Origin of the sequence: Terrimonas rubra (assembly GCF_042686025.1) — a bacterium.
Taxonomy (GTDB): domain Bacteria; phylum Bacteroidota; class Bacteroidia; order Chitinophagales; family Chitinophagaceae; genus Terrimonas; species Terrimonas rubra.
The window spans coordinates 77852-99611 of record NZ_JBHUOZ010000002.1 but is presented as its reverse complement, the minus strand read 5'-3'; the positions used below and the strand labels follow the sequence as shown (position 1 = coordinate 99611).

General features: G+C 43.4%; 14 protein-coding genes. 9 read left to right on the top strand and 5 right to left on the bottom strand.

From position 1 onward, the window contains the following. Positions 1-22 precede the first annotated feature (22 nt). The 4 genes from ACFS6H_RS08810 to ACFS6H_RS08795 all read left to right on the top strand — a co-directional run bounded on the left by ACFS6H_RS08810 (position 23) and on the right by ACFS6H_RS08795 (position 6105). Positions 23-1279 (top strand): T9SS type A sorting domain-containing protein, encoded by a 1257-nt coding sequence (locus ACFS6H_RS08810; RefSeq protein ID WP_386097397.1) that lies wholly within the window; start codon positions 23-25, stop codon positions 1277-1279. 459 nt (positions 1280-1738) lie between these two features. Continuing rightward, the gene (locus ACFS6H_RS08805; RefSeq protein ID WP_386097395.1) at positions 1739-4705 is read left to right on the top strand and encodes a glycoside hydrolase family 3 N-terminal domain-containing protein; all 2967 of its coding nucleotides are present in this window, start codon (positions 1739-1741) and stop codon (positions 4703-4705) included. 109 nt (positions 4706-4814) lie between these two features. Further along, positions 4815-5495 carry a signal peptidase I gene (gene lepB / locus ACFS6H_RS08800; protein ID WP_386097393.1) on the top strand — a complete coding sequence of 227 codons (681 nt, stop codon included), beginning with the start codon at positions 4815-4817 and terminating at the stop codon, positions 5493-5495. 52 nt (positions 5496-5547) lie between these two features. Further along, positions 5548-6105 carry a hypothetical protein gene (locus ACFS6H_RS08795; protein WP_386097391.1) on the top strand — a complete coding sequence of 186 codons (558 nt, stop codon included), beginning with the start codon at positions 5548-5550 and terminating at the stop codon, positions 6103-6105. Between the two features lie 34 nt (positions 6106-6139). Here ACFS6H_RS08795 and ACFS6H_RS08790 read toward each other — a convergent pair whose 3' ends face one another. Further along, entirely contained in the window at positions 6140-7564 is a 1425-nt protein-coding gene (locus tag ACFS6H_RS08790) for a PSP1 domain-containing protein (protein ID WP_386097389.1), read from the bottom strand. A 466-nt stretch (positions 7565-8030) separates the two neighbouring features. After that, entirely contained in the window at positions 8031-9107 is a 1077-nt protein-coding gene (gene mutY, locus ACFS6H_RS08785) for an A/G-specific adenine glycosylase (protein WP_386097387.1), read from the bottom strand. Positions 9108-9248: 141 nt separating this feature from the next. On the opposite strand from mutY, the gene ACFS6H_RS08780 reads away from it, so the two are divergent. The 3 genes from ACFS6H_RS08780 to ACFS6H_RS08770 all read left to right on the top strand — a co-directional run bounded on the left by ACFS6H_RS08780 (position 9249) and on the right by ACFS6H_RS08770 (position 12930). After that, positions 9249-9572: an HU family DNA-binding protein gene (locus ACFS6H_RS08780; protein WP_386097385.1), complete on the top strand. Its 324-nt coding sequence runs from the start codon at positions 9249-9251 to the stop codon at positions 9570-9572. Positions 9573-9932: 360 nt separating this feature from the next. Further along, the gene (locus tag ACFS6H_RS08775) at positions 9933-10823 is read left to right on the top strand and encodes a tetratricopeptide repeat protein (RefSeq protein WP_386097383.1); all 891 of its coding nucleotides are present in this window, start codon (positions 9933-9935) and stop codon (positions 10821-10823) included. A 553-nt stretch (positions 10824-11376) separates the two neighbouring features. Then, positions 11377-12930, top strand: a complete 1554-nt coding sequence (locus ACFS6H_RS08770) for an Rne/Rng family ribonuclease (protein ID WP_386097381.1) — start codon at positions 11377-11379, stop codon at positions 12928-12930. A gap of 75 nt (positions 12931-13005) precedes the next feature. Here the strand turns inward: ACFS6H_RS08770 and ACFS6H_RS08765 are convergent, their stop codons facing one another. From ACFS6H_RS08765 to purD, 3 genes are all read right to left on the bottom strand, one after another. Next, complete coding sequence (locus ACFS6H_RS08765) at positions 13006-13641, bottom strand: response regulator transcription factor (RefSeq protein ID WP_386097379.1); 636 nt, start codon at positions 13639-13641, stop codon at positions 13006-13008. Between the two features lie 59 nt (positions 13642-13700). Next, positions 13701-15893 carry a tetratricopeptide repeat-containing sensor histidine kinase gene (locus ACFS6H_RS08760; protein ID WP_386097377.1) on the bottom strand — a complete coding sequence of 731 codons (2193 nt, stop codon included), beginning with the start codon at positions 15891-15893 and terminating at the stop codon, positions 13701-13703. A gap of 246 nt (positions 15894-16139) precedes the next feature. Then, positions 16140-17420, bottom strand: coding sequence for a phosphoribosylamine--glycine ligase (gene purD, locus ACFS6H_RS08755; RefSeq protein WP_386097375.1), 1281 nt, complete (start codon positions 17418-17420; stop codon positions 16140-16142). A 443-nt stretch (positions 17421-17863) separates the two neighbouring features. Here purD and ACFS6H_RS08750 point away from each other — a divergent pair, with 443 nt between their 5' ends. Beyond that, positions 17864-19387: a peptide MFS transporter gene (locus tag ACFS6H_RS08750; protein WP_386097373.1), complete on the top strand. Its 1524-nt coding sequence runs from the start codon at positions 17864-17866 to the stop codon at positions 19385-19387. Between the two features lie 23 nt (positions 19388-19410). Further along, entirely contained in the window at positions 19411-21642 is a 2232-nt protein-coding gene (locus ACFS6H_RS08745; protein ID WP_386097371.1) for an oligopeptide:H+ symporter, read from the top strand. Positions 21643-21760 lie beyond the last annotated feature (118 nt).

Below are 21760 nucleotides of genomic sequence, written 5' to 3'. Positions count from 1 at the left end.
ATTATAACCTCAATAACCGCTTATGAAGCTATATCTACCCCAATTATTTATTGCTACCGCTTTTATTGGTTTATCACCTGCACTGTCAGGGCAAAACGACCGGTTTGCCTATGCTATTACCGATGTACAGCAGGAAGGGTTTAACTGGACCACTTTACGTAAGCTGGATCTTACTATCAATACCTATAGTGATGTATTGCTGCAGGGAAACAACCCGCAGACTGTATTATATAATGCAGCCGATAAAAAACAATTAACACCACAGGTAGATAAAGTATATGGCAGCCTGGCCAACGCTGCTTTTGTAAACGGTGTGGCGGCCCTTGCTTATGATAAGGCAAACAACCGCCTTTGGTTTACCCCCATGTTAATTGACCAGTTAAGGTATATTGATTTAAGCACCATGCAGGTATATGTAACCGGTAAACCTTTAACAGGCATTGCACAAAAAGCAGCAGACCAAAGCGATATTATTACGCGTATGACCATTGGTAACGATGGGTATGTATATGCCATTAGTAATGATGCTAAAAAAGTATACCAGGTAAGTGCTTCTAAAAAGAAAGGTATTACCGTAACCGACCTGGGCCAGCTGGTAGATGCGCCGGCCAATCAATCAGTTTCTATTTATAATAACTGTACCAGCTATGGTGGTGATATGGTGGCGGATGATGATGGTAACCTCATCATCCTATCGGCCCGTAACCATGTGTTTAGTGTAAATACACAAACCAAAGTAGCTACTCACCTGGGCGTGGTTAGCGGGCTGCCGGCAAGTTTTACCATGAACGGTGCAGCAGTAAGTGCCGATGGAAAAAATATTGTGATCACCAGTGCTACCGATAACAGCGGTATTTTTCAGCTGAATATAAAAACCATGACCGCCACTGCGTTAACCACAACGGCAAAACCCTGGCGTACATCGGACCTGGCCAACAGTAATATACTCCGTTCCGGTAAAAAAGAATTTGGTACACCGGATATGCTGGCTGTAGTAAATGATAAAACAACGGGCAATACAGGTGTAGAGGTATTTCCCAACCCGGTAACCGAAAAAACATTCACCCTGCAGCTGAAAGATATACCTGCCGGTGTGTACACGGTAAAGGTATTGGACGGCGGCGGTAAACAGGTAATGCAGCGCACCGTTAACAGCGGTGGTAAAGTACATAACCAGCAGCTTAGTTTACCTGCTATTACTACATCGGGTATTTATTTGTTGCAGGTAATTAATAACGATAAACACACCATCTATTCCCATAAATTAATGGTGCAATAAGTTAACGCTTACTGCGCTGTTCCGCCGGCCCCGTAAGGCCGGCATTTTTATTTGTATGATAATGTGGGACTACTGGTAGGCTTTTTGCGATAATAGTTGCTTAAGCTGGTAATACAGCTGAAGGGCTGCCCGATGGAAGCGGCACCTCGCTGAAGGTTTGGGGCAAGGACTGTGGCGAAGTACAGCGTACAGCGGGAACTGTAGCCGATAGTAGTACTAAAGCCGATAGCCCCAGATTGCAGGCAGCTGTTGTGTGATTAGTTTTAAATTGATGAAACATATATGCTGTATTTTGCCAGCAGCAATTTTATTTTATAATGATTGTTTTATGTGGGTTGCATAAACCCGTTTATTACAGAGATAACTGTTAAAATTATAGGCGTAAATGCTGATTTACAGGAGGTCAATGGGTTAAAAACAGTAATTTTATTTTTTTCGTAAACACAGGAAAGTTATATCATGAGGTTATACAGGTTGCTTATTGTATGTTTATTGGTAACGCCGTTTTTTTCGGCGGCACAGTTTAAAAGTAATTTACCTGCCCAGGCATGGGTAGATAGTGTTTTTCAATCGCTTACTCCGGAACAACGCATTGCGCAGTTAATGGTGGTGCGGGCACACTCCAACCTGGGGGCCGATCATGTGGCCAAAGTGGTCAATGATATTAAACAATACAATATTGGAGCCCTCTGTTTTTTCCAGGGAGGTCCTGTAAGGCAGGCCAACCTCACTAACTATTACCAATCCATTGCACAAACCCCCATTATGATTACTATTGATGGTGAGTGGGGCCTGGGCATGCGGCTGGACAGCGCCATTAAATTTCCTTACCAGCTTACACTGGGCGCAATGAGCGATACTGACCTGGTATACCAGTTAGGTAAAGCGGTAGGCGAACAATGCAAACGTATTGGTGTGCATGTAAACTATGCACCGGTGGTGGATATTAATAATAATCCCAACAACCCTGTTATCGGCTTCCGTTCTTTTGGCGAAAATAAATACAAGGTTACCAGCATGGGTATTGCCTACATGAAAGGCATGCAGGATGCAGGTATTATGGCCTGTGCCAAACACTTTCCCGGTCATGGTGATGTAGATGTGGATTCACATTACGACCTGCCGGTAATAAAAAAAGTACGCAGCCAGTTAGACTCTATGGAGCTATACCCCTTCAGGGCCATTGCCAATGCGGGTATAGGCAGCGTGATGGTAGCGCACCTGTATATACCGGCCATTGATAATACGGCCAACAGGGCTACCTCCTTATCCAAAAAAAATATCACCGGCATTTTAAGGGAAGAGATGGGGTATGACGGCTTAACCTTTACTGATGCACTGGAGATGAAAGGCGTGGCCAAATTCTTTCCGGGTGGAACCATTTCAGTGGAAGCATTAGCAGCCGGCAACGATATGTTATGTTTACCGGAAAGTGTGCAGCAATCTATTGCCGCTATTAAAAAAGCCATCACGGATGGTAAGCTTAGCTGGGATGACATTAATGCCAAGTGTAAAAAAGTGCTCACCGAAAAATATAAACTGGGCCTGCAGAATATGCAGCCGGTAAATACCACCAACCTGTTAGAAGATATTAATGTGGCAACCAACAATATCCGTAAAGCGGTTGCTGAAAAATCGCTGACAGTACTGAACTACGTGGTAAAAGATAATTTCAGGAACGACTACTTTAAATTTCCTTTAAAGCAGGGAAACAAAGTAGCGTATGTGGTTATTGGTAACAATGCGGATAATACCATTACACAAAGGTTAAAGACCGATCTGAATGCCGATGTATTCTTCTTCTCCTATAAAGACGAAGTAAGTAAGGGCGGCACTATTTTAAAAGCCATTACCAATGGTAAGTACGATGCGGTGATAGTGGGTATACATGATATCAGAACAGGCCGTGCCAATAACTATGGCATCAGCAAAAATGCCGTAAAATTCTGGCAGCAGTTAAATAACCGCCGTGCTATTACCATGGTGTTTGGTAATGTACTGTCAGCGGCCAACTTCTGTACGGCTAAAACATTAATAGCCTGTAATGAGGATGATGCCGTATTCCAGAACACGGCAGCTGACTGGTTGCAGGGCAGGTTTACCGCTACCGGCAAACTACCGGTACGCGTATGTAACTATAAGGAGGGGCATGGCATTGTCCTTCCTGCATCGGGTGATGTCACACTTTTTCCGATCGGCGATGAAAGGTTTGCAGCAATTGATTCCATCGCCAATGACGCAATTGCTAAAAGGGCTTTCCCCGGTTGTGTGGTACTGGCTGCCAAAGACGGGCAGATTGCTTATTACAAAGCTTTTGGTAACTACCAGTACGAAAGCGGCTCCCTGCCTGTACAGTTAGAAAGCATTTTTGACCTGGCATCGGTAACAAAAATATCGGCCACCACGGTTGCTGTCATGAAGTTATACGAAGAAAAAAAACTCGATCTAAAAAAAAAATTATCTGACTACCTGCCCTGGGTAAAAAAAACGGATAAGGCCAATATTAAAATACAGGATCTTTTGTTGCACCAGGGCGGCTTGATTTCTTTTATCCAGTTTTATAAAGAAACCATGGGGGCTGATGGTAAACCCAGCAGCGCCATCTATGCACCGTTGCCTTCAGAAAATTATACACAAAGGGTGGCGGAGAATATGTATATCCGTAACGACTGGCGTGACACCCTGCGCAACCGTATTCTCACAAGTAAATTAGGCCCTAAGAACAAATACGTTTACAGCGATAACGATTTTATTTTCCTGGGTAATATTGTAGAGGAGCTTACCGGTAAAACACTGGACGAGTATGTACGCGATAGCTTTTACATACCCATGAATATGACAACCACGGGTTATAAACCTTTGGACCGTTTTACCAAAGCGGATATAGTACCTACCGAAAACGATACTTTTTTTCGTCAGCAGCTGCTATGGGGCGATGTACATGACGAAGGCGCTTCCATGTTTGGCAATGTGGCCGGCCATGCCGGGCTATTTTCCAATGCCTACGACCTGGGTAAGTTATACCAGATGTTACTGAATGGCGGTGAATTAAATGGCCACCGGTTCTTAAAATGGGAAACCATTCACGAGTTTACCGCTTACAAAAGCGCCATCAGTCGCCGCGGACTTGGCTTTGATAAACCGGAAAAAGATAATGCCAAACGTAAAGATCCGTATCCTGCCAAAAAAGTATCCCTGCAAACCTATGGTCATACCGGCTATACCGGCACCTGTGTATGGGTTGACCCGCGGTATAATATCCTCTATATTTTCTTATCCAACAGGGTATACCCAACCCGTGACAGCCCCCAGTTGTCCCGTTTAAATGTACGTGGCAACATCCAGGATGAACTGTATAAAGTTTTATTGCAGCCGGTACCTAAGAAATACCAGGCGGAAGCAGTGGAAGCAGACGTGCTGCAGTAAGGCTGAAAGCTAAAAGCAGAAAGCGGAAGGCAGTAAACTGATTGTATCAGTGAAACAAGTGTATATTTATGGAGATACAATAATTTTTCTTTGTTTTAGCTGCTTCTGTATGAAGAAAAGAGTAATAAAAATAACACTTCTCAGTTTAGGTGTATTAGCAGGTATTTTGATCATAGCAAGTGTAACCCGTATGTTACAATGGTTTTCGGCATCTACAACAGCATGTTATCCTGCTATAAAACCGGGAGATTGGGTTTTTACTTCTAACCTCGTAAAACCGGATCGATTTAGTATTATTTCCTATTATGCTACAACCCCGGAGTTTGGCAAGGAGGTGTGGGCACATAGGTTATGCGGCCTGGAAGGTGATAAAATTGAAATTAAAAACGGCGACTTATATGTGAATAATAAATTTGCCGATAATGAGTTCCCGGTGTCGCACGTATATATTTTTCCTTTTCATGAATCAGAAAAAATAAGTGAGGTCATGACCCTGGATGATATGCATACAAGATATGTTTCTGCCGATTCCATGACAAGTTATTTGCCGGTTAAAACAGTTGAAAAGCTTGCTTTAAAAGCCCGGAGGATTATTGTTCCTGCGGATGAAAAGAATGAATATATCTATCAGCAATTTGGAAGTGCGTGGAATCAGGACCACTTCGGTCCGGTTATCGTGCCTAAGGGTAAGTATTTTGTACTGGGTGATAACCGCTCTTATTCACAGGACTCGCGGTATATGGGTTTTATAGATAAATCGGACTATGTTGCTACAGTACTGGGACGATAATATTTCAGGAACTGCTTTTTTACCAATCAATATTTAACTATTGACCTGCATTATGCGCATTATACTATTTTTCCTTGTTTCTAGTATGCTTTTATCCGGATGTGTCAGGCATACCATCGGCAGTTCGTTAAAAACAACAGACCAACATGTTTCGGGTCAAAAACTGCAACGGGTATTGATAATGGGCGGAGGAAGTATGCCTACCCGTATTTTCCTGGAAGAGCTTTCCAATGAACTAAAAAAATTGTTTCAAACCAGTGATATACAAACAGAAACCTTAATTATAGACAGCTATTCGAAGGGGGATAGTATTAACTACGACCGGTTTGATGCTTTCCTTGTGTTTAATTCCACCACTACAGCTAAACTAAATATGACCAGGTTAAAATTTACGCTGGTCTTCGTTGATGCGGCTGACAGCTATGGCAGTCGGTTTGTTCAGACTTTTCAAACAACATTGTATCAAAAAGATGAATGGCTTAAACTGGTATGGGAGGGTAATTTGAAAGTGGATGTTGATTTGACAAAAAGGGCGCAGTATAAGGAAGCTGCTAAACTGATTTATACGGAGCTTCATAAAAAAAGTATTATCACCGGGCCGGTAAAATAAAACGGGAGTTTTAAGCTCCCGTTTTGTATAAAAACTATTGTTGTTCTTTCGTATTCCCTTTATCGTTCCTGTTATCCCTTTGCCGGTTACGGTTAGGATTAGGGCGGTTACCACTCCTTTGCTGCGGGCGTTGTTGATTGCCGCCTTGCTGTTTACCGCCTTGTTGATTTGTTCCGGCCTGTCCCTGTTGTTGCGGACGTTGTTCCCTTCTTTGCTGTTGCTGGGGCTTATTGGCCTGGTTAGCGCCTTCGGTATTTTTATTTTGCTGGGGCCTTCTTTGCTGGTTGCCACCGCCCTGTGCCTGCTGTTGCGGGCGCTGCTCCCTTTTTTGCTGGTGTTGCTGTTGCCGGCGTTTCTTATCGGCCTTTTCCAGGCTGCGTAAGCTTATCTGGCCCACTACATCCACAAATTCGGGTTCTACTTCTTTGGGTTTGTTGCTGGTCACTTCAACTGTTTCCAGTTCTTCAGGAATAATGCCCTGCTGGTTCTGCGATTTTATTTTTTTAACCGCATCAATCGTAACCGGGTACTGTTTGGTACTGCCCGGCAGGGTATACCACATCAGGTCCTTGAAAATATCTTTCTTAATCAGGTAGGCGGTACCCTTGGCTACCTGAATGGTATCACAGTTATTAGGGAAGTGCTGTAAGGCGTCCAGGTAAGTATCCAGCTCATAGTTCAGGCAGCATTTTAAACGGCCGCATTGCCCGCTTAATTTGGCCTGGTTAATGGACAGGTTCTGGTACCGGGCCATGGTGGTATTTACCGATTTAAAATCAGTTAACCAGGTACTGCAGCATAATTCACGGCCGCAGCTGCCAATGCCGCCTACTTTACCGGCTTCCTGGCGGGCGCCTATCTGGCGCATTTCCACCTTTACCTTAAACTCCGATGCATATACCTTGATCAGTTCCCTGAAATCCACCCGGCCGTCAGCAATGTAAAAAAAAGTGGCTTTACGGCCATCGGCCTGCATTTCCACCTGGCTTATCTTCATATCCAGGTTCAGTTGGCGGGCAATGGCCCGGCTGCGTATTACCGCCTCCGGCTCACGGGCCTTATTCTGCTGGCGCAGGTCAAGGTCGCGGTCGGTAGCATAACGCAACACTTTTTTCATTTCCGGGTTATCTTCCTTAACACCGCGTTTTTTCATTTGCAGGCGTACAATCTCACCGGTCAGCGATATTTCACCCACATCAAATCCGCTTACACCTTCTACACTGATCAGGTCGCCTTTTTCAAATTGCTGTAAGGTGGTATTTCTGAAAAAGTCCTTACGGGTACCTTTATTAAAACTCACCTCCACTACGTGGCAATAACTTTCTGTATCTGCCATGGGCAGGTTACGCAACCAGTCATAGGTATTCATACGGTTACACCCCCCGGTGCTGCACCCGCCATTACTTTTACAACCTCCCGGTTTACTTCCTTTCGATGTGCCACAACTACTACAGCCCATACTTATCCTGTTTTTTCAGACAATTAATTTAATACGGGGATTTTTTGGTAGCCGGCTATAGTTAACACAGCTGATCGTTCCCTGTGCATTGACCCGACAGCACTGTTGCGGATCACATACCCGATGCTGTAGTACAGGAAACATCCTGCTGTCTTTAAACTATAATGTATCAGGTAACAATGAAAAAGGCCGTACTACGCAGTAAAAAGCGTAAAAGCCCTGATTTTTAAGCATTACAAGCCGCTCCGGGACTTGCCTTTGTAAGTAGATCTTTGATATATATGCTAAAAATAACTGTCATTGTTAACTAATCACCAACCGGTTTGGTGTACCAATTTTTCCCTTTTCACCATGTCAAAACCTGGGTTCTGACATATCCAATCTTTCAAAAATACATAATTACCCCCAAATTAGCTAACGGGTTTTTAGGCCGGTTTAACCAACCCCGGGGAATTGGCAGCACGAACTAATTATTCTCCTGCTGCCATAACAGGTGTATCAGTTTGGGGAAAGCGTACTGTTGCAGGGTTTTGGGCGTAACAGCAATATACGTGGCCGGGGCCTTGTAAGCAGCAGGCACTTTTACCTGCACCAGTATGCCATGTACTTTCTGGTGGGTCAGTTGTTGTTTTACCGGTTGGGACGCATGAATGAGTGCGGCCCCGGCCGGAATGATGCCCGCAGCCTTTGCCATTTTTATAACGGCAGCAACCGGTTGGGCATCTGCTGTTTCTACCAGCGGGTACTGGTACAGGTCTTTCCATATATCCTTACCCGTGCGTTGTTGTATATAGGTCTTGCCATCCTGTTGCAGGGCCATAAAATAGAAGAAACGGGTTTTCTGCACCAGTTTTTTTTCTTTTACCGGGAGGAAGTCTACCACCTTGTTTTTTAAAGCAATACAACTGGTGTTAAAAGGGCAGGTTTCGCATAAAGGGGCTGCCGGCTTACATACTACGGCCCCAAAATCCATCAGGGCCTGGTTATAGATACCGGCCTGTTTAACCGGTAATAATTCATCGGCCAGCTGGGTGAAATATTTTTTGCCGGCAGTGGTATCAATAGGGGTATCAATACCAAATACCCGTGATAAAACCCGGAATACATTCCCGTCAACTACAGCGTGGGGAAGGTTATACACAAAAGAGGCAATGGCCGCTGCGGTGTAGGGGCCAACCCCTTTCAGCTGTACTATTTCTTCATAGGTGGAGGGAAATACACCATCCTTTTCTTTGCTGATATAGCGTGCAGTGGCCAGTAAATTACGGCAGCGACTGTAATAACCCAGTCCTTCCCACAGTTTAAACACCGTATCATCGGGTGCAGCCGCTAATTTTTTTATATTAGAAAATTTTTTAATAAACGAATTATAATAGGCTAATCCCTGTTCAACCCGGGTTTGCTGTAAAATAATTTCGCTCAGCCATACTTTATAAGGGTCTTTTTCACCTTTCCAGGGCATTTGCCGGGTATTATCCAGTTTATTCCACTGCAGGAGGGTTTGGGCGAACTCCGAAGTATTATTTATATGTTTAATTTTCACGATCATGCTATTATGCAGCGGCTAAATATCCGCTTTTTTTAAAATCGGCCTGGAAATTGTTACAAAAAAATTGCTATCCTGTTGACAATCATAGAATTTTATCATAAATTGGCATTCTCAAACCGCTAAATCCTGCAAATAATGAGAAAAGCAGACCTTGTAAACAAAATTTCGGACAAGACCGGCATCCCTAAAGTGGATGTATTAGTAACCTTGGAAAGAATGTTCAAGGAAGTAAAGGATACCCTTGCTTCCGGGGAGAACATTTATATAAGAGGTTTTGGCAGTTTTATTACTAAAAAAAGAGCCGCCAAGATTGGACGTAACATTAAAAAGAATGTTGCCGTTCATATCCCGGAACATTATATCCCGGCCTTTAAGCCTGCAAAGGAATTTGTAGCTGATGTGAAAAAGCTGAAAGAGCCCAAGCCTGACACTGGTCCCGGTGAGGATGGTGATGATTAACTATTAACGGTTTATAAATAATAGTAAACAAAACCCTTTACCGGTAAGGGTTTTGTTTTGCTGTGCGCCAGTATTCAAATACCGGTTATCCTGTCACCGTACAATAGTTTTATACATCTCCTCTTGGTTGGGCATGAGTATAATGGATAAGTTGGCTTATTCATACATGCTGCATTCGGTTATCCGGCCTGCGATAACCACTGAAAAAATCCCGCTCATTTTTTACCCGGTCAAACATATTGCACACCGTTTTGTTTTGTGTACGATCAGTTTTACTTGCTGATATTACCATTAGGTAGCCGCTAATGTGTACCTTTGCCATCCGGAAAACCTGGCTTAACCGGGATAAAAAACAGTTACATGAACAAACCTCAGTGGATCACAATTGGTGTGGCACTTGCCTGCGTAGCCTCTATTTATGCATTTACTTCTATCAAGCCGCCAAAAGGCCAGCCCAAACCGGCTGCGGTAACCGGGCATGACGAACAGGGCGGTAACCACGAAGGACACGACCATGAAGGCGGTTTGCACGTTATTGCTACCGATACATTGTTAAACTTAGCCAAAAAACAACTGAATCCTGAACAACAATTACGCCTTACCACACTGGAAAAAGGCATTACCCGGGGTGATGTAAAAGAGCAGCAACTCCATGTATATCACCAGTTAGCGAACTTCTGGCGCGACTCGGTGGGTATATTTATACCTTATGCCTGGTACACTTCGGAGGCCGCAAGATTGGAAAATTCAGAAAAATCCCTCACCTTTGCAGCCCATTTGCTGTTAACCTTTCTTCCACGGGAGAAAAACCCGGAGTTAAGAACCTGGGAAGGATTACAGGCAAAGGACCTTTTTGAACGCTCTTTGAAATTGAACCCTGGTAACGATTCCTCGATCGTTGGTTTAGGCGCTGCCCATTTATATGGCAACCTGAGCCCCGATAAACCGATGGAGTGGTTATCGCATGTTAAGAAAGTACATGATAAGGATAGTACCAATGAGTTTGCCCTGAATATGCTGGTTACCGGCAGCATGATCTCCGGTCAGTATGATAATGCCATCAAAAGGTTAAAAACCCTGGTAACCCTTCACCCGCAAAACGCGGGGTATATCCTGCAACTGGCCGATGTATATGACCGTACCGGTGATAAAAAGAACGCGGTGGAATGGTACAAAAAAGGTTTGCAGCACACGGAAACAGGCGAAATAAAGGGGGAGATAGAAAAGAGGATCAAAGAATTACAGAAATAAAGGATAATGCTTTAACCGGCATTGACCTTGAAAATAAACGGCATTATATCGGCCTGACGATATTACATTTTATTCATTTTTAAAAAACATTGTTGTATGCCTTGCGGTAAAAAAAGAAAACGTCATAAGATTGCGACGCACAAACGTAAAAAAAGACTAAGAAAAAATCGTCATAAGAAAAGAAAATAACGAAGCTGTTTTTCGTACATAGTTACGGAAAACGCTTGTTATCATAAAGCATGGCATGAAACGGTGAGGGTTGAATTTTTATAAAAGAAGTTTGACGGTAACCGGTTTTGTCTGGCAATAAATTTTTCAGATGAAATGAGTTGGGTAATTCAATAACAGAATTGTTTTACCCAACTTGTTTTACAAATACTGTATTTGTAAACTTCATTTGCTGTGCCTGTGCTCTAAATTGTCTGCTGGCTGTTAATCATACAAGTTTGGCCCTCCTGTGGTAGCTGCAACTATTCCCACCGCTTACAATGTATGAATTATCTTATCCAGTTTACAGCGTATATACCAAGGTGATATAATTACACATGCTGTAATGAACAAAGAACTTATTATTAATGCGGCTCCGCAGGGCGTAGAGATTGCCTTGCTGGAAGACAGGAAACTTGTGGAATTACACAACGAGAAAAGCGATGCCCGCTTTGCTGTGGGCGACCTGTACCTGGGCAAGGTAAAAAAACTGATCCCCGGCCTGAACGCTGCTTTTGTTGATGTTGGCTTTGAAAAGGATGCATTTTTGCATTATACGGATCTGAGCCCCTACGCAAAATCACTGCTGAAATTCACACAACTTTCTACCAACGATAAATCGGAGAACGGCTTAGACTTTGAAAAGTTTGAAGTAGAAGCTGAAATAGTTAAAACCGGTAAAATTAACGAGGTATTAGGGGGCAAACCCAATATACTGGTACAGATTTTAAAGGAACCTATTGCTGCCAAAGGCCCCAGGCTTAGCTGCGAAATTTCGCTGCCCGGCCGTTTTATCGTTATTACTCCCTTTAACAATATTGTAGCGGTTTCCCGGAAGATCCATTCTTCCGAAGAAAGAAAACGCCTGCAAAAAATTGTTGAAGCCATCAAACCAAAAAATTTTGGTGTAATTGTACGTACGGCTGCCGAAGGCAAGAATACGGCCGAGTTACACGAAGATCTTTCTGAACTGGTAACCACCTGGAAAACCATTCAGAAAAACCTGAAAGGGGCTACACCTCCTGCCAAAATTTTAAGCGAACAAACCAAGACCAACAGTATTCTCCGCGACCTGTTAAACGCCGATTTTAACAAGATTGTGGTGAACGACCGTAATATTTTCCAGGATACAAAAAGTTATATTCAGCGTATTGCCCCGGAGAAAGCGGAGATCGTTAGCTATTATAACAGCAACTCACCCATTTTTGATTCCTTTGGTATTACCAAGCAGGTGAAAGGCTCTTTTGGTAAAACCGTTAACCTGAACAGCGGCGCTTACCTGATCATTGAACATACCGAAGCCCTGCATGTGGTGGACGTAAACAGCGGTTACAAAAGCGTTGGCAATAACCAGGAGCAGAATGCTCTGGAAACCAATCTTGAGGCAGCGGAAGAAATTGCACGCCAGTTAAGGTTGCGTGACCTGGGCGGCATTATCGTGGTGGATTTTATTGATATGAAACTTCCTGACAACAAGCGCAAGCTGGTTGAAAAAATGGAAGAGTTCATGCAGCCCGACAGGGCCAAGCATGCGGTATTGCCTATTTCCAAATTCGGGTTAATGCAAATTACCAGGCAGCGTATGAAGCCTGAAGTAAACATCAATACCCAGGAAACCTGCCCCAGTTGTAACGGCACAGGTAAAATAACTTCTACCTTGTTACTGGAGGATGAAATAGAAAAGAACCTGAACTATTTAATTACCCACCAGCACAAAGGCCTGAAACTGGTAGTACATCCCATTATGCATGCCTACCTGTCCAAAGGCTGGTTCTGGAAAACTAAAATGGCCAAATGGAACAAACAGTTCGGCCAGAAAACAAAACTCGAAAAGGATAATAACTATCACCTGACCGAGTATAAGTTTTACGACCAGAACGGTGAGCAGATAAAGATGTAGAACTGAAAGTATAAGATTGAAAAAGACAAATACAGTAATGTGTTTGTCTTTTTTATGCTACAATATTATGATACACTAAACAATATTCTGTTTAATCGCTTTTGCCACCGCCTCGTTCATCGAGTTTACCTGTAACTTTTCATACACTTTGCGGATATATTGCCTTACGGTGTTGATGGAGATGGAGAGCGCCGCGGCTGTCATTTTATAACTGTTGCCATTTACCAGTGAGCGTAGTATATCTTTTTCGCGGTTGGTGAGGTTATAGTCTTCATTGGGCAGCGCTTTCATGGCACTGAAACTTTCCAGTACCTTACGGGCAATAAAGGGGCTCATGGGTGAGCCGCCTTCCAGTACATCCTTTATCGATTCGATGATCTTTTCGGGCGATGATTTTTTTAAGAGATAACCTTTTGCGCCCAGGCAGATACTTTCAAATACATGCTGGTCGTCCTCAAAAACAGTGAGCATAATAACAGGTACCTGCGGCTGATTTTGGGTAATATATTTTAAACCGAAAAAACCATTGGCTTCCGGCATATCAATATCCATCAGCACCACATCGGGCTTATGGAAGTCCATTATTTTTTCAACCTGCAAACAATTCTCCCAGCCCCCTACACATTGAATATCCTGGTTGACATTGTTCAGGAACAACATCAATTGTTCCCGTAACAGTGCATTGTCCTCAAAAATGGCCAGCCTGATCATAATAGGTTATTTAATGATAGCAAAATAAAGATATCGTAATAATTATGATGATAACATGATTATGCGTAAGGGTAATGAACGGTAACAGTAGTGCCGCTTTCACCGCTTTGCAGCTCAAAATATCCATGGTTCCTCTCTGTTCTGCTGTGCATATTATTAAGCCCGTTACCTTTTTTTACAAGCGTTGGATCAAAGCCGGTACCATTATCGGTAATGGTGAGTACAATGTTCTTTCCTGAGCGGGTAAGCCTGATAACCGCCTGTGTAGCCTGCGAATACTTGGCCATATTATTGACCGCTTCTTTAAAGACCAGGTAGAGATCTCTCCTTTTCTCCGGTGAAAGTTTAATGGTATTCAGGTTATCATCAATATGAAAATGATATGTTATGTTTTGCGGCTCCAGTATATTACCGGTAAACTCTTTCATACGCACAATCACCTGCTGAAAACTATCATTTTCGGGGTTCATACTCCATACAATGTCACTGATATTTTCCATGACAGATTGCGTATTCTCTTTGATCTTCTCCACCTGTTTTTTAGAGGCATCGCCGTTATCGGTATTTAACTGGTGAATAGCTGAATGGGATAAAAGATTGATGGCCGTAAGGGTACTGCCCACTTCATCGTGCAGCTCGGTGGAGATACGGTTCCGTTCGTGCAGCAATAAATTCTTTTGTTCTATCTTCTTTTTTAAGAGCACCCGGTTTAAGATAAATACAAAACCTATTACGGCCGCTATAAGCATGGCAATGATCAGGTTTCTTTTTAATTGTTCATTCCGGATCTTTTCTTCCTTTAATAAACTTTCCTGTTCGGCTATTTTCTGTTGCTGCTGCAGGTTTTTTAATTCCGATCCGGCCAGGCTGAGTGATTTGGCCTGTTGTTCAATTTTCAGGTTGTTGATCAGTTTTTCCTGCGTAAGTAATTGTATCTCCTTTTCCTTTTGAGCAGCTTCTATCAGGTTGCCTTTTATCAGGGCATTCTTTTTTTCCAGTTCCAGGCTTTGCAGTCTTTGTTCAATGGCCAGTCTTTCAATCTCGGCTTGTTTTTTTTCTGTCTGGTATTGTACTTCCAGGGTATTAAAATCCTTTTTAGATCTTTCGTTCACCAGTGAATCCTTATAGGCGTGAAATTTTTCTAAATAAGGGAAGGCCCTCGCGGTATCTTTTTTAATATTGGCATAATAAAAATTCAGGGAGCCATGCCAGTCGCGTAATGCCTCCCGGTCATTATCCTTTGAGGCCAGCCGGTAGCTCTCTTCATAATACTGGTCCATTAATTTTTCGTTGCCCGCATACCCCGCTAACATGGCACACATGCGTATGTAGCGGTGTAGTTTAGGCTGGCTGATCTCACGACCGATCTGCACTGCTTCTTCCATATACCGGAAAGCCTCGGGCCTGTTTTTTTGTGCATGGTAGGCCAGGGCAAGATCAACCTTACTGATAAACTTTGTTTCCTTACGAGTAGACCGGTTCAGGTATTCGGCCGAAGCTAAAAAATATTTAACGGCTGAGTCCGGCTTATTGTCCAGCTGGTACATCCGCCCCAGGTTACTTAACTGTATGCTCAGGCTTTCATAGTCCCTGTTTTTTTTGAGTGCGTCTATGGATTGATAGGCATAGGCAATGGCTCTTTCTTTTTCGCCAATGAGGAAGGAGGCATGTGCCAGGTCGCCCCATACCAGGCCGATAGAGGCGGGGTCGTTATTGGCTTCAAAAATTTTAATGGCGGCCAGTAAGTATTTATTGGCCTCAATGAACTGGGAGTTTTTACTTTTTATCTGGCCATATAAATAATAGGATTCGCCGAGTACATAGGCATTGGCCGGTAAGTGGCTGGCCATTTTAATGGCCTCGTCTAAAAATTGTTCTGCCTGTTTACTGTTGTTCTTCTGTTTTTGTTCGTACCGGGCACGCAGGTTAAGCAGCTCTACTTTTACCTGGGTCTGTTCCGTTTTATCCGTCATATGCAGGTTATCGATAGCCTGCCAGTCGGGTTCGGAGCGGGTATAATCGCCCCTTTCAATACCATACAGGTTTTTCTTTATAAGGGCCATGGCTGCCCCGTAATAGTTGTTGCTTTTAACAGACTGTGTATACAGTTCATCCAGCGTTTTTTGTGCATCGGTATAATCAAACTGCTGGTATTGCTCCCTGGCGGCGGCTAATTTTTTTTCAATATAAACAGGGTTCACAGGCTGGCTTATTGCATATAAAGGCAATAACATACAAAATAACCATGTCATTCTGTTAGGTATCAATTTGAGGGGATTGTTTGGTAGATGTAGGTATTTGCGTATGTAAGTTATTTTAAAAAACGGTATAAAGGAAGTGAGGCCGGATGCAAGTTTACGAATAATGCCTTTTATAATTACCGCTTACGCATCATCATGCTATGCAGAAGAAAGACGTTTATCAGTAGCAATGGCACAAAAAAAGCTACCGGTTTAAACCGGTAGCTTTATATTTTATTCACCCACAGGTAATGCAGTTTATTTAAATTCGTAACCTATATCGGTACGATAGGTAATGCCTTCGTAGTTGATATTGGATAATACATCCAGGGAAGTATTAACCGCTTCCTGTATATCATTGGCATAGGAAGTAATACATAGTACACGTCCGCCATTGGTTACTACTTCACCCTCTTTTTCCGTAGTGCCGGCCTGGAACACGATGGATTGTTTACCATAATGCTCATTGTGACCGGAAATAACAAAGCCTTTTTCAAAATTACCCGGATAGCCGGCGCTTACGGCAACAATGGTAGCGGCAGCACGGGGGTCGGTAAGGATGGTTTGTGTGGCCAGTTGTTTATTGGCGGCAGCCGTTAACAGCTCAACCAGGTCGTTCTGTAAACGGGGCAGCACTACTTCCGTTTCGGGATCGCCCATGCGGCAGTTATATTCAATAACATAAGGGTTGTCGTTTACCGATATCAGGCCGATAAAAACAAAACCGGTGTAGTTGATCTTTTCGCTTTGCAGGCCTTTAATAGTGGGTTTAACAATTTGCTCTTCCACTTTTTGCATAAAGGCAGGTGTAGCCAGTGGAACGGGGCTGATAGCGCCCATACCGCCGGTGTTAAGGCCGGTATCGCCTTCACCAATGCGCTTGTAGTCTTTAGCGTTTGGTAATAAAACATAATGCTCACCATCGGTCAGGGCAAATACGCTTAATTCAATACCGCTTAAAAATTCTTCCACCACTACCTTTTTACTGGCATCGCCAAATTTTGCCTGCTGGATCATTAACTCAAATTCCGCCATTGCCTCAATATGGGTCTGGCAGATCACTACGCCTTTACCCGCTGCCAGGCCATCGGCCTTTAATACAATGGGTAAATTATGTTGCTGTATATATTGTACGCCTTCTGCGTAATTATCCAGGGTAAACTCTTTATACGCCGCAGTAGGAATATTATGGCGCTGCATAAAAGCTTTGGCAAAGGCCTTACTGCCTTCCAGTTGTGCCCCGTATTGCGAAGGGCCAATGATCAGCAGCTGTTTTAATTCGGGGTTTATCTTCAGGTGATCGTAAATACCTTTTACCAGGGGTTCTTCGGGACCTACTATCACCATATCGATCTTTTCTTCGATACAGCAGTTTGTAATAGCCTCGAAATCGGTAACGGAAAAAGAAAGGTTTTTACCAAATTGCGCCGTACCGGGATTGCCCGGGGCGATGAAGAGCTGGGTACAGTTGGGGCTTTGAGACAGTTTCCAGGCAAGGGCATGCTCCCTTCCACCGGAGCCTAATAATAAAATATTCATGGTTTAAGCTAATATTGGCCTTAAAATGTGGCGAATATCGTAATGTTTAGCAAAAGAAACTTAATTATTTCTTAGTGGCTATTTTTCTGTATTTTGAGCCCTTGCTTTTGGCTTTGGGCTTAGGAAACAGGCCTTACAGTTAATAAGCAAAAACGATTAGGAGCCATTGCCCGCAGCGGTTTGCCCGTATTGCCATTTTGTTAGTGAAAGATTAATTAACAGTTCTCCTGCAAAATGATACCGGCCCGATGTATATAATACAACCGGAAATGTTTTATCTTTTGGTTGGGTTGCGTGAGGGGTAGCAGCGGATACCCCGGTGAGGCCAGGTGCAGGGCTTTGTGCCGGAGTAGCAGCGGATAACCCGGCCCGCAGGGACACGCCATAAAAAGTAACGGACCATAATTTTATAAGTAGCTTTTTATTTTTTAAAACTTAATTGCATGAGCAAACGCGAAGGAGAGATCCTGGGCCACCCCAAAGGGCTTTTTGTTTTGTTTTTTACCGAGATGTGGGAACGCTTTTCGTTCTACGGGATGAAAGGTTTATTGATCTACTACTTAGTCCGGTACCATCTTTTTACCGATACAAATGGAAACTTACTGGTTGGAAGTTATGCTGCATTGGTATATGCCATGCCGGTTTTAGGCGGTTATTTAGCCGATAAATACCTGGGCTTTAGAAAGGCGGTAACTTTTGGCGCCATATTATTGGTGTTGGGCCATTTAGGTATGGCTTACGAAGGTCATGCGGCCGAAATAGTTGATGGTGTGGTAAAAAGAGACAGCGCGGCCTTACAGGTATTTTATTTTTCTCTTTCTTTAATTGTAATGGGAGTAGGTTTTTTAAAAGCCAATATATCATCCATCGTAGGTGAATTATATGAGAAGCAGGACCCTAGGAAAGAATCGGGCTTTACCATTTTTTATATGGGTATTAACCTGGGCTCCTTATTAGCCACCATTGTATGCGTATGGCTGGGTGAAGAGTATGGCTGGGCATATGGTTTTGGATCCGCGGGCATAGGTATGCTGCTGGGCTTACTCGTTTTTATCTCCGGTAAAAAACATTTCATGGGTAAGGGAGAGCCCAAGAACCCGGCTATATTGAAGGAAAAAGTTGCCGGCATTATTTCAAGAGAAAACCTGATCTACCTGTTAGGCTTTTTGGGAAGTTTTGTTGTATGGCAAATGATACAGCGCCATAGCGTGGTAGGCAGCTTGTTGTTAGGCTCGGGTGTAATATCCTTGATTTATATTGGCTGGGAAGCCACTAAGCTGGATAAGGTTGGAAGGGACCGGTTGATCGCACTTACCATACTCATCCTGTTCTCAGTAGTATTCTGGGCCTTGTTTGAACAGGCTTATACTTCACTGAGCCTGTTCTCGGAAAGGGCGCTGGACAGGAATGTTTTTGGTATGGAGTTAAAACCGGGCCAGGTGAATTTATTCAATGCCCTTTTCATTGTATTGTTTGCGCCCATATTCGCCTGGATATGGAATAAACTATCAAAAGTGAATGCAAACCCGAATACCGTAATAAAATTCAGTTTGTCGTTAATATTTGCGGGTCTTGGTTTTGGTGCCCTGGTAATTGGGGGTAATGTGTCGGGTACTGAAAAAGTGGCGTTTATCTGGATCATATTTATGTATATGCTGCATACATTCGGTGAGCTTTGCCTGTCGCCGGTTGGCTTGTCTTCGGTAACCAAACTGTCACCTACCAAAATTGTCGGTTTTATGATGGGGGTATGGTTCCTGGCAACTGCAGGGTCTGAGTATATTGCAGCTTTACTGGCCAATATTGCCAGTATTGACCACTCAGGCGATGAAGCCGCCAGCCTGGCTGTTGCCAAAGCCTCTTATATGAATTTGTTTGAGTTTTTACTGTATACAGGATTAATTGCAGGTGCTGTACTTTTGTTACTTTCGCCCCTGGTTAAAAAGCTGATGCACGGGGTTAAATAAATTTATTTATCAAATAAGTTACCATGAGTTCAATTTCAGAAGAACAATTAAAAAAGGATTCGGAATCATTTTTTCAGACACAGGTGATCGGTCATCCGGCTGGTTTGTTTGTGTTGTTTTTTACCGAAATGTGGGAGCGGTTTTCTTACTATGGCATGCGTGCCTTATTGGTATTGTTTTTTACCGCCTCGCTGATGGACCATGGCTGGGGCTGGCCTAAAGAGCATGCTTTGGCTATTTTTGGTTCCTATACCGCCCTGGTATATCTGTCAACAATGCTGGGAGGTTATTTCGCCGATAAAATAATTGGTTTCCGGTGGGCGGTGGTAGTGGGCGCCCTGCTCATGACCCTGGGTCATGCAGCCATGGCGGTTGAAACACCCTTCTCCATTTATACCGGCCTGGTACTGTTGGTTTTTGGTAGCGGCTTTTTTAAACCCAATATGACCTCTATTGTATCGGAAATGTATAAATACAAACCGGAGAAGAAAGACGGTGCTTATACTATTTTTTACATGGGTGTGAATGCAGGTGCTTTTTTTGGTATTATGCTCTGCGGTTACCTGGGTGAAAAAATAGGCTGGAGCTGGGGCTTTGGCGTAGCCGGTATCTTTATGTTATTCGGTTTATTACAGTTCTGGTTTGCACAGGGCATTTTCGGGCATGTAGGTTTAAAGCCACCAAAGAAGAATGCTGCTGTTGCTGTTACAACCGACCTCTCGGAAGGTAAAAGAAATCCCTTTACCACTTTCCATTATATACTGATCGCCGCCTGCGTGGTATTAGGTCTGGGCTGGATATTAAATGACCCTATCTCCAAAATATCAGAAGGCAGTACTAATTTGTTTGACTTTACCGTAGGCCCCTTAAGTGGCTCCAGTTTTATTATATTACTGGCCCTGGTATTGTTCCTGGTATTGCTGGCAGTGCGCCTGGTGAAGTATGATAATATTGTACGTGACCGCATGCTGGCCATTTTGTTCTTTGCCATTATTACCATGTTCTTCTGGTCCATCTTTGAGCAGGCCCCGGGTTCACTTACTTTATTTGCACGCGACTATACACAACGGATCATGGAAGGTACATCGGGTACTATTTTTAAAATTGCCAATGCGCTTATTACCATAGTACCGCTATCGGTTATTACCTGGGTACTGATTAAATTGTTTGGCAAGACCTTTAAAAAATATTCGCTTTCCAATATCATCCTTTCCTGCAGCTTTATCATTATATGGGGTATTGCTATCTGGATGGTGGTGAACGAGTATAAATCGGCTTCGTATAATGTGGAGTACACCAATGTAAATGGCAATGCCACACCGGCCAAGATCGTATCATCTGATTCGTACAGCGATAACCAGAGTGTGAGTATACTGGACGATGAAAAATTGTCCCTGTATGATGTGGCCAACCTGGAGAAAGAGAAAAAATCCGTGAAGGACTTTGCTATTTATGACAAGGATAATAATTCCCTGGGCGAATATTTTGACGGTACGATCACCGGCTTTGAAGAGCAGGAAAAGATCGGTGCTTTTGGTACGGTAATAACTTTTGCCAATATTGCCTTTACCAATGGCAAAGGCGAGCAACTTACACGGAATGTAAAGTTGAATAAAGACCAGAAAAAAACTTTCAAGGTAGGTGACAAAACCGGTTTAATTATTAACCACGATATTAAACAAAGCAAGAAGGAAGGTACTGGCGTGCCGGCAGTCGTAAAATCAAAAGTATCTGCTACGGAAATCGGTGCCAGCTGGTTCAATATCCTCAACTCTCTATTCATCATTACCCTGGCGCCATTATTCTCCAGGTGGTGGAGCAGTAAATACAACCCGAGGGCGCATTACAAGTATGCCATTGGTATGTTGTTCCTGGGTATTGGTACTGCTTTTGTTGCCCTGGGTGCCAGCGATATTGCGCCGGGTGCTAAATCGGCATCGGCAAGTATTATCTGGCTGATACTTGTTTATCTTTTCCATACCATGGGCGAGCTCTGTGTATCGCCGGTGGCGCTGTCCTATGTGAGTAAACTGGTGCCGGGTCGTATGATCGCGGTGATGTTTGGCGTATGGTACCTGGCGGTGGCCATAGGTATGAAACTGGCCGGCATGTTCGGTGAAATGTCAGAGAAAGTGGCAGAGGAGCGCGGCTTCAGTTATTTCTTCTGGTTATTAACGGGCATCTCTATTGCCGCTTCGGTACTCTGTGTGCTGCTGGGGCCGATATTGAAAAAGCTGATGCACGGCATACGATAAAAGAAAAACGTTTTTAAAATATAAGGTTGCTCATATCGGGCAACCTTTTGTTTTTTCCCGCAGATTTTCGGAGATGTTTACGGCAGATGGTCGCAGATAAGGAATAGAAGGAAGGTTA

Excerpts from the sequence above, each read along its gene's own strand:
- ACFS6H_RS08810 (WP_386097397.1), top strand. The coding sequence starts at position 23 with ATGAAGCTATATCTACCCCAATTATTTATTGCTACCGCTTTTATTGGT.
- ACFS6H_RS08805 (WP_386097395.1), top strand. The coding sequence starts at position 1,739 with ATGAGGTTATACAGGTTGCTTATTGTATGTTTATTGGTAACGCCGTTT.
- lepB (WP_386097393.1), top strand. The coding sequence starts at position 4,815 with ATGAAGAAAAGAGTAATAAAAATAACACTTCTCAGTTTAGGTGTATTA.
- ACFS6H_RS08795 (WP_386097391.1), top strand. The coding sequence starts at position 5,548 with ATGCGCATTATACTATTTTTCCTTGTTTCTAGTATGCTTTTATCCGGA.
- ACFS6H_RS08790 (WP_386097389.1), bottom strand. The coding sequence starts at position 7,564 with ATGGGCTGTAGTAGTTGTGGCACATCGAAAGGAAGTAAACCGGGAGGT.
- ACFS6H_RS08780 (WP_386097385.1), top strand. The coding sequence starts at position 9,249 with ATGAGAAAAGCAGACCTTGTAAACAAAATTTCGGACAAGACCGGCATC.
- ACFS6H_RS08775 (WP_386097383.1), top strand. The coding sequence starts at position 9,933 with ATGAACAAACCTCAGTGGATCACAATTGGTGTGGCACTTGCCTGCGTA.
- ACFS6H_RS08770 (WP_386097381.1), top strand. The coding sequence starts at position 11,377 with ATGAACAAAGAACTTATTATTAATGCGGCTCCGCAGGGCGTAGAGATT.
- ACFS6H_RS08765 (WP_386097379.1), bottom strand. The coding sequence starts at position 13,641 with ATGATCAGGCTGGCCATTTTTGAGGACAATGCACTGTTACGGGAACAA.
- ACFS6H_RS08760 (WP_386097377.1), bottom strand. The coding sequence starts at position 15,893 with ATGACATGGTTATTTTGTATGTTATTGCCTTTATATGCAATAAGCCAG.
- purD (WP_386097375.1), bottom strand. The coding sequence starts at position 17,420 with ATGAATATTTTATTATTAGGCTCCGGTGGAAGGGAGCATGCCCTTGCC.
- ACFS6H_RS08750 (WP_386097373.1), top strand. The coding sequence starts at position 17,864 with ATGAGCAAACGCGAAGGAGAGATCCTGGGCCACCCCAAAGGGCTTTTT.
- ACFS6H_RS08745 (WP_386097371.1), top strand. The coding sequence starts at position 19,411 with ATGAGTTCAATTTCAGAAGAACAATTAAAAAAGGATTCGGAATCATTT.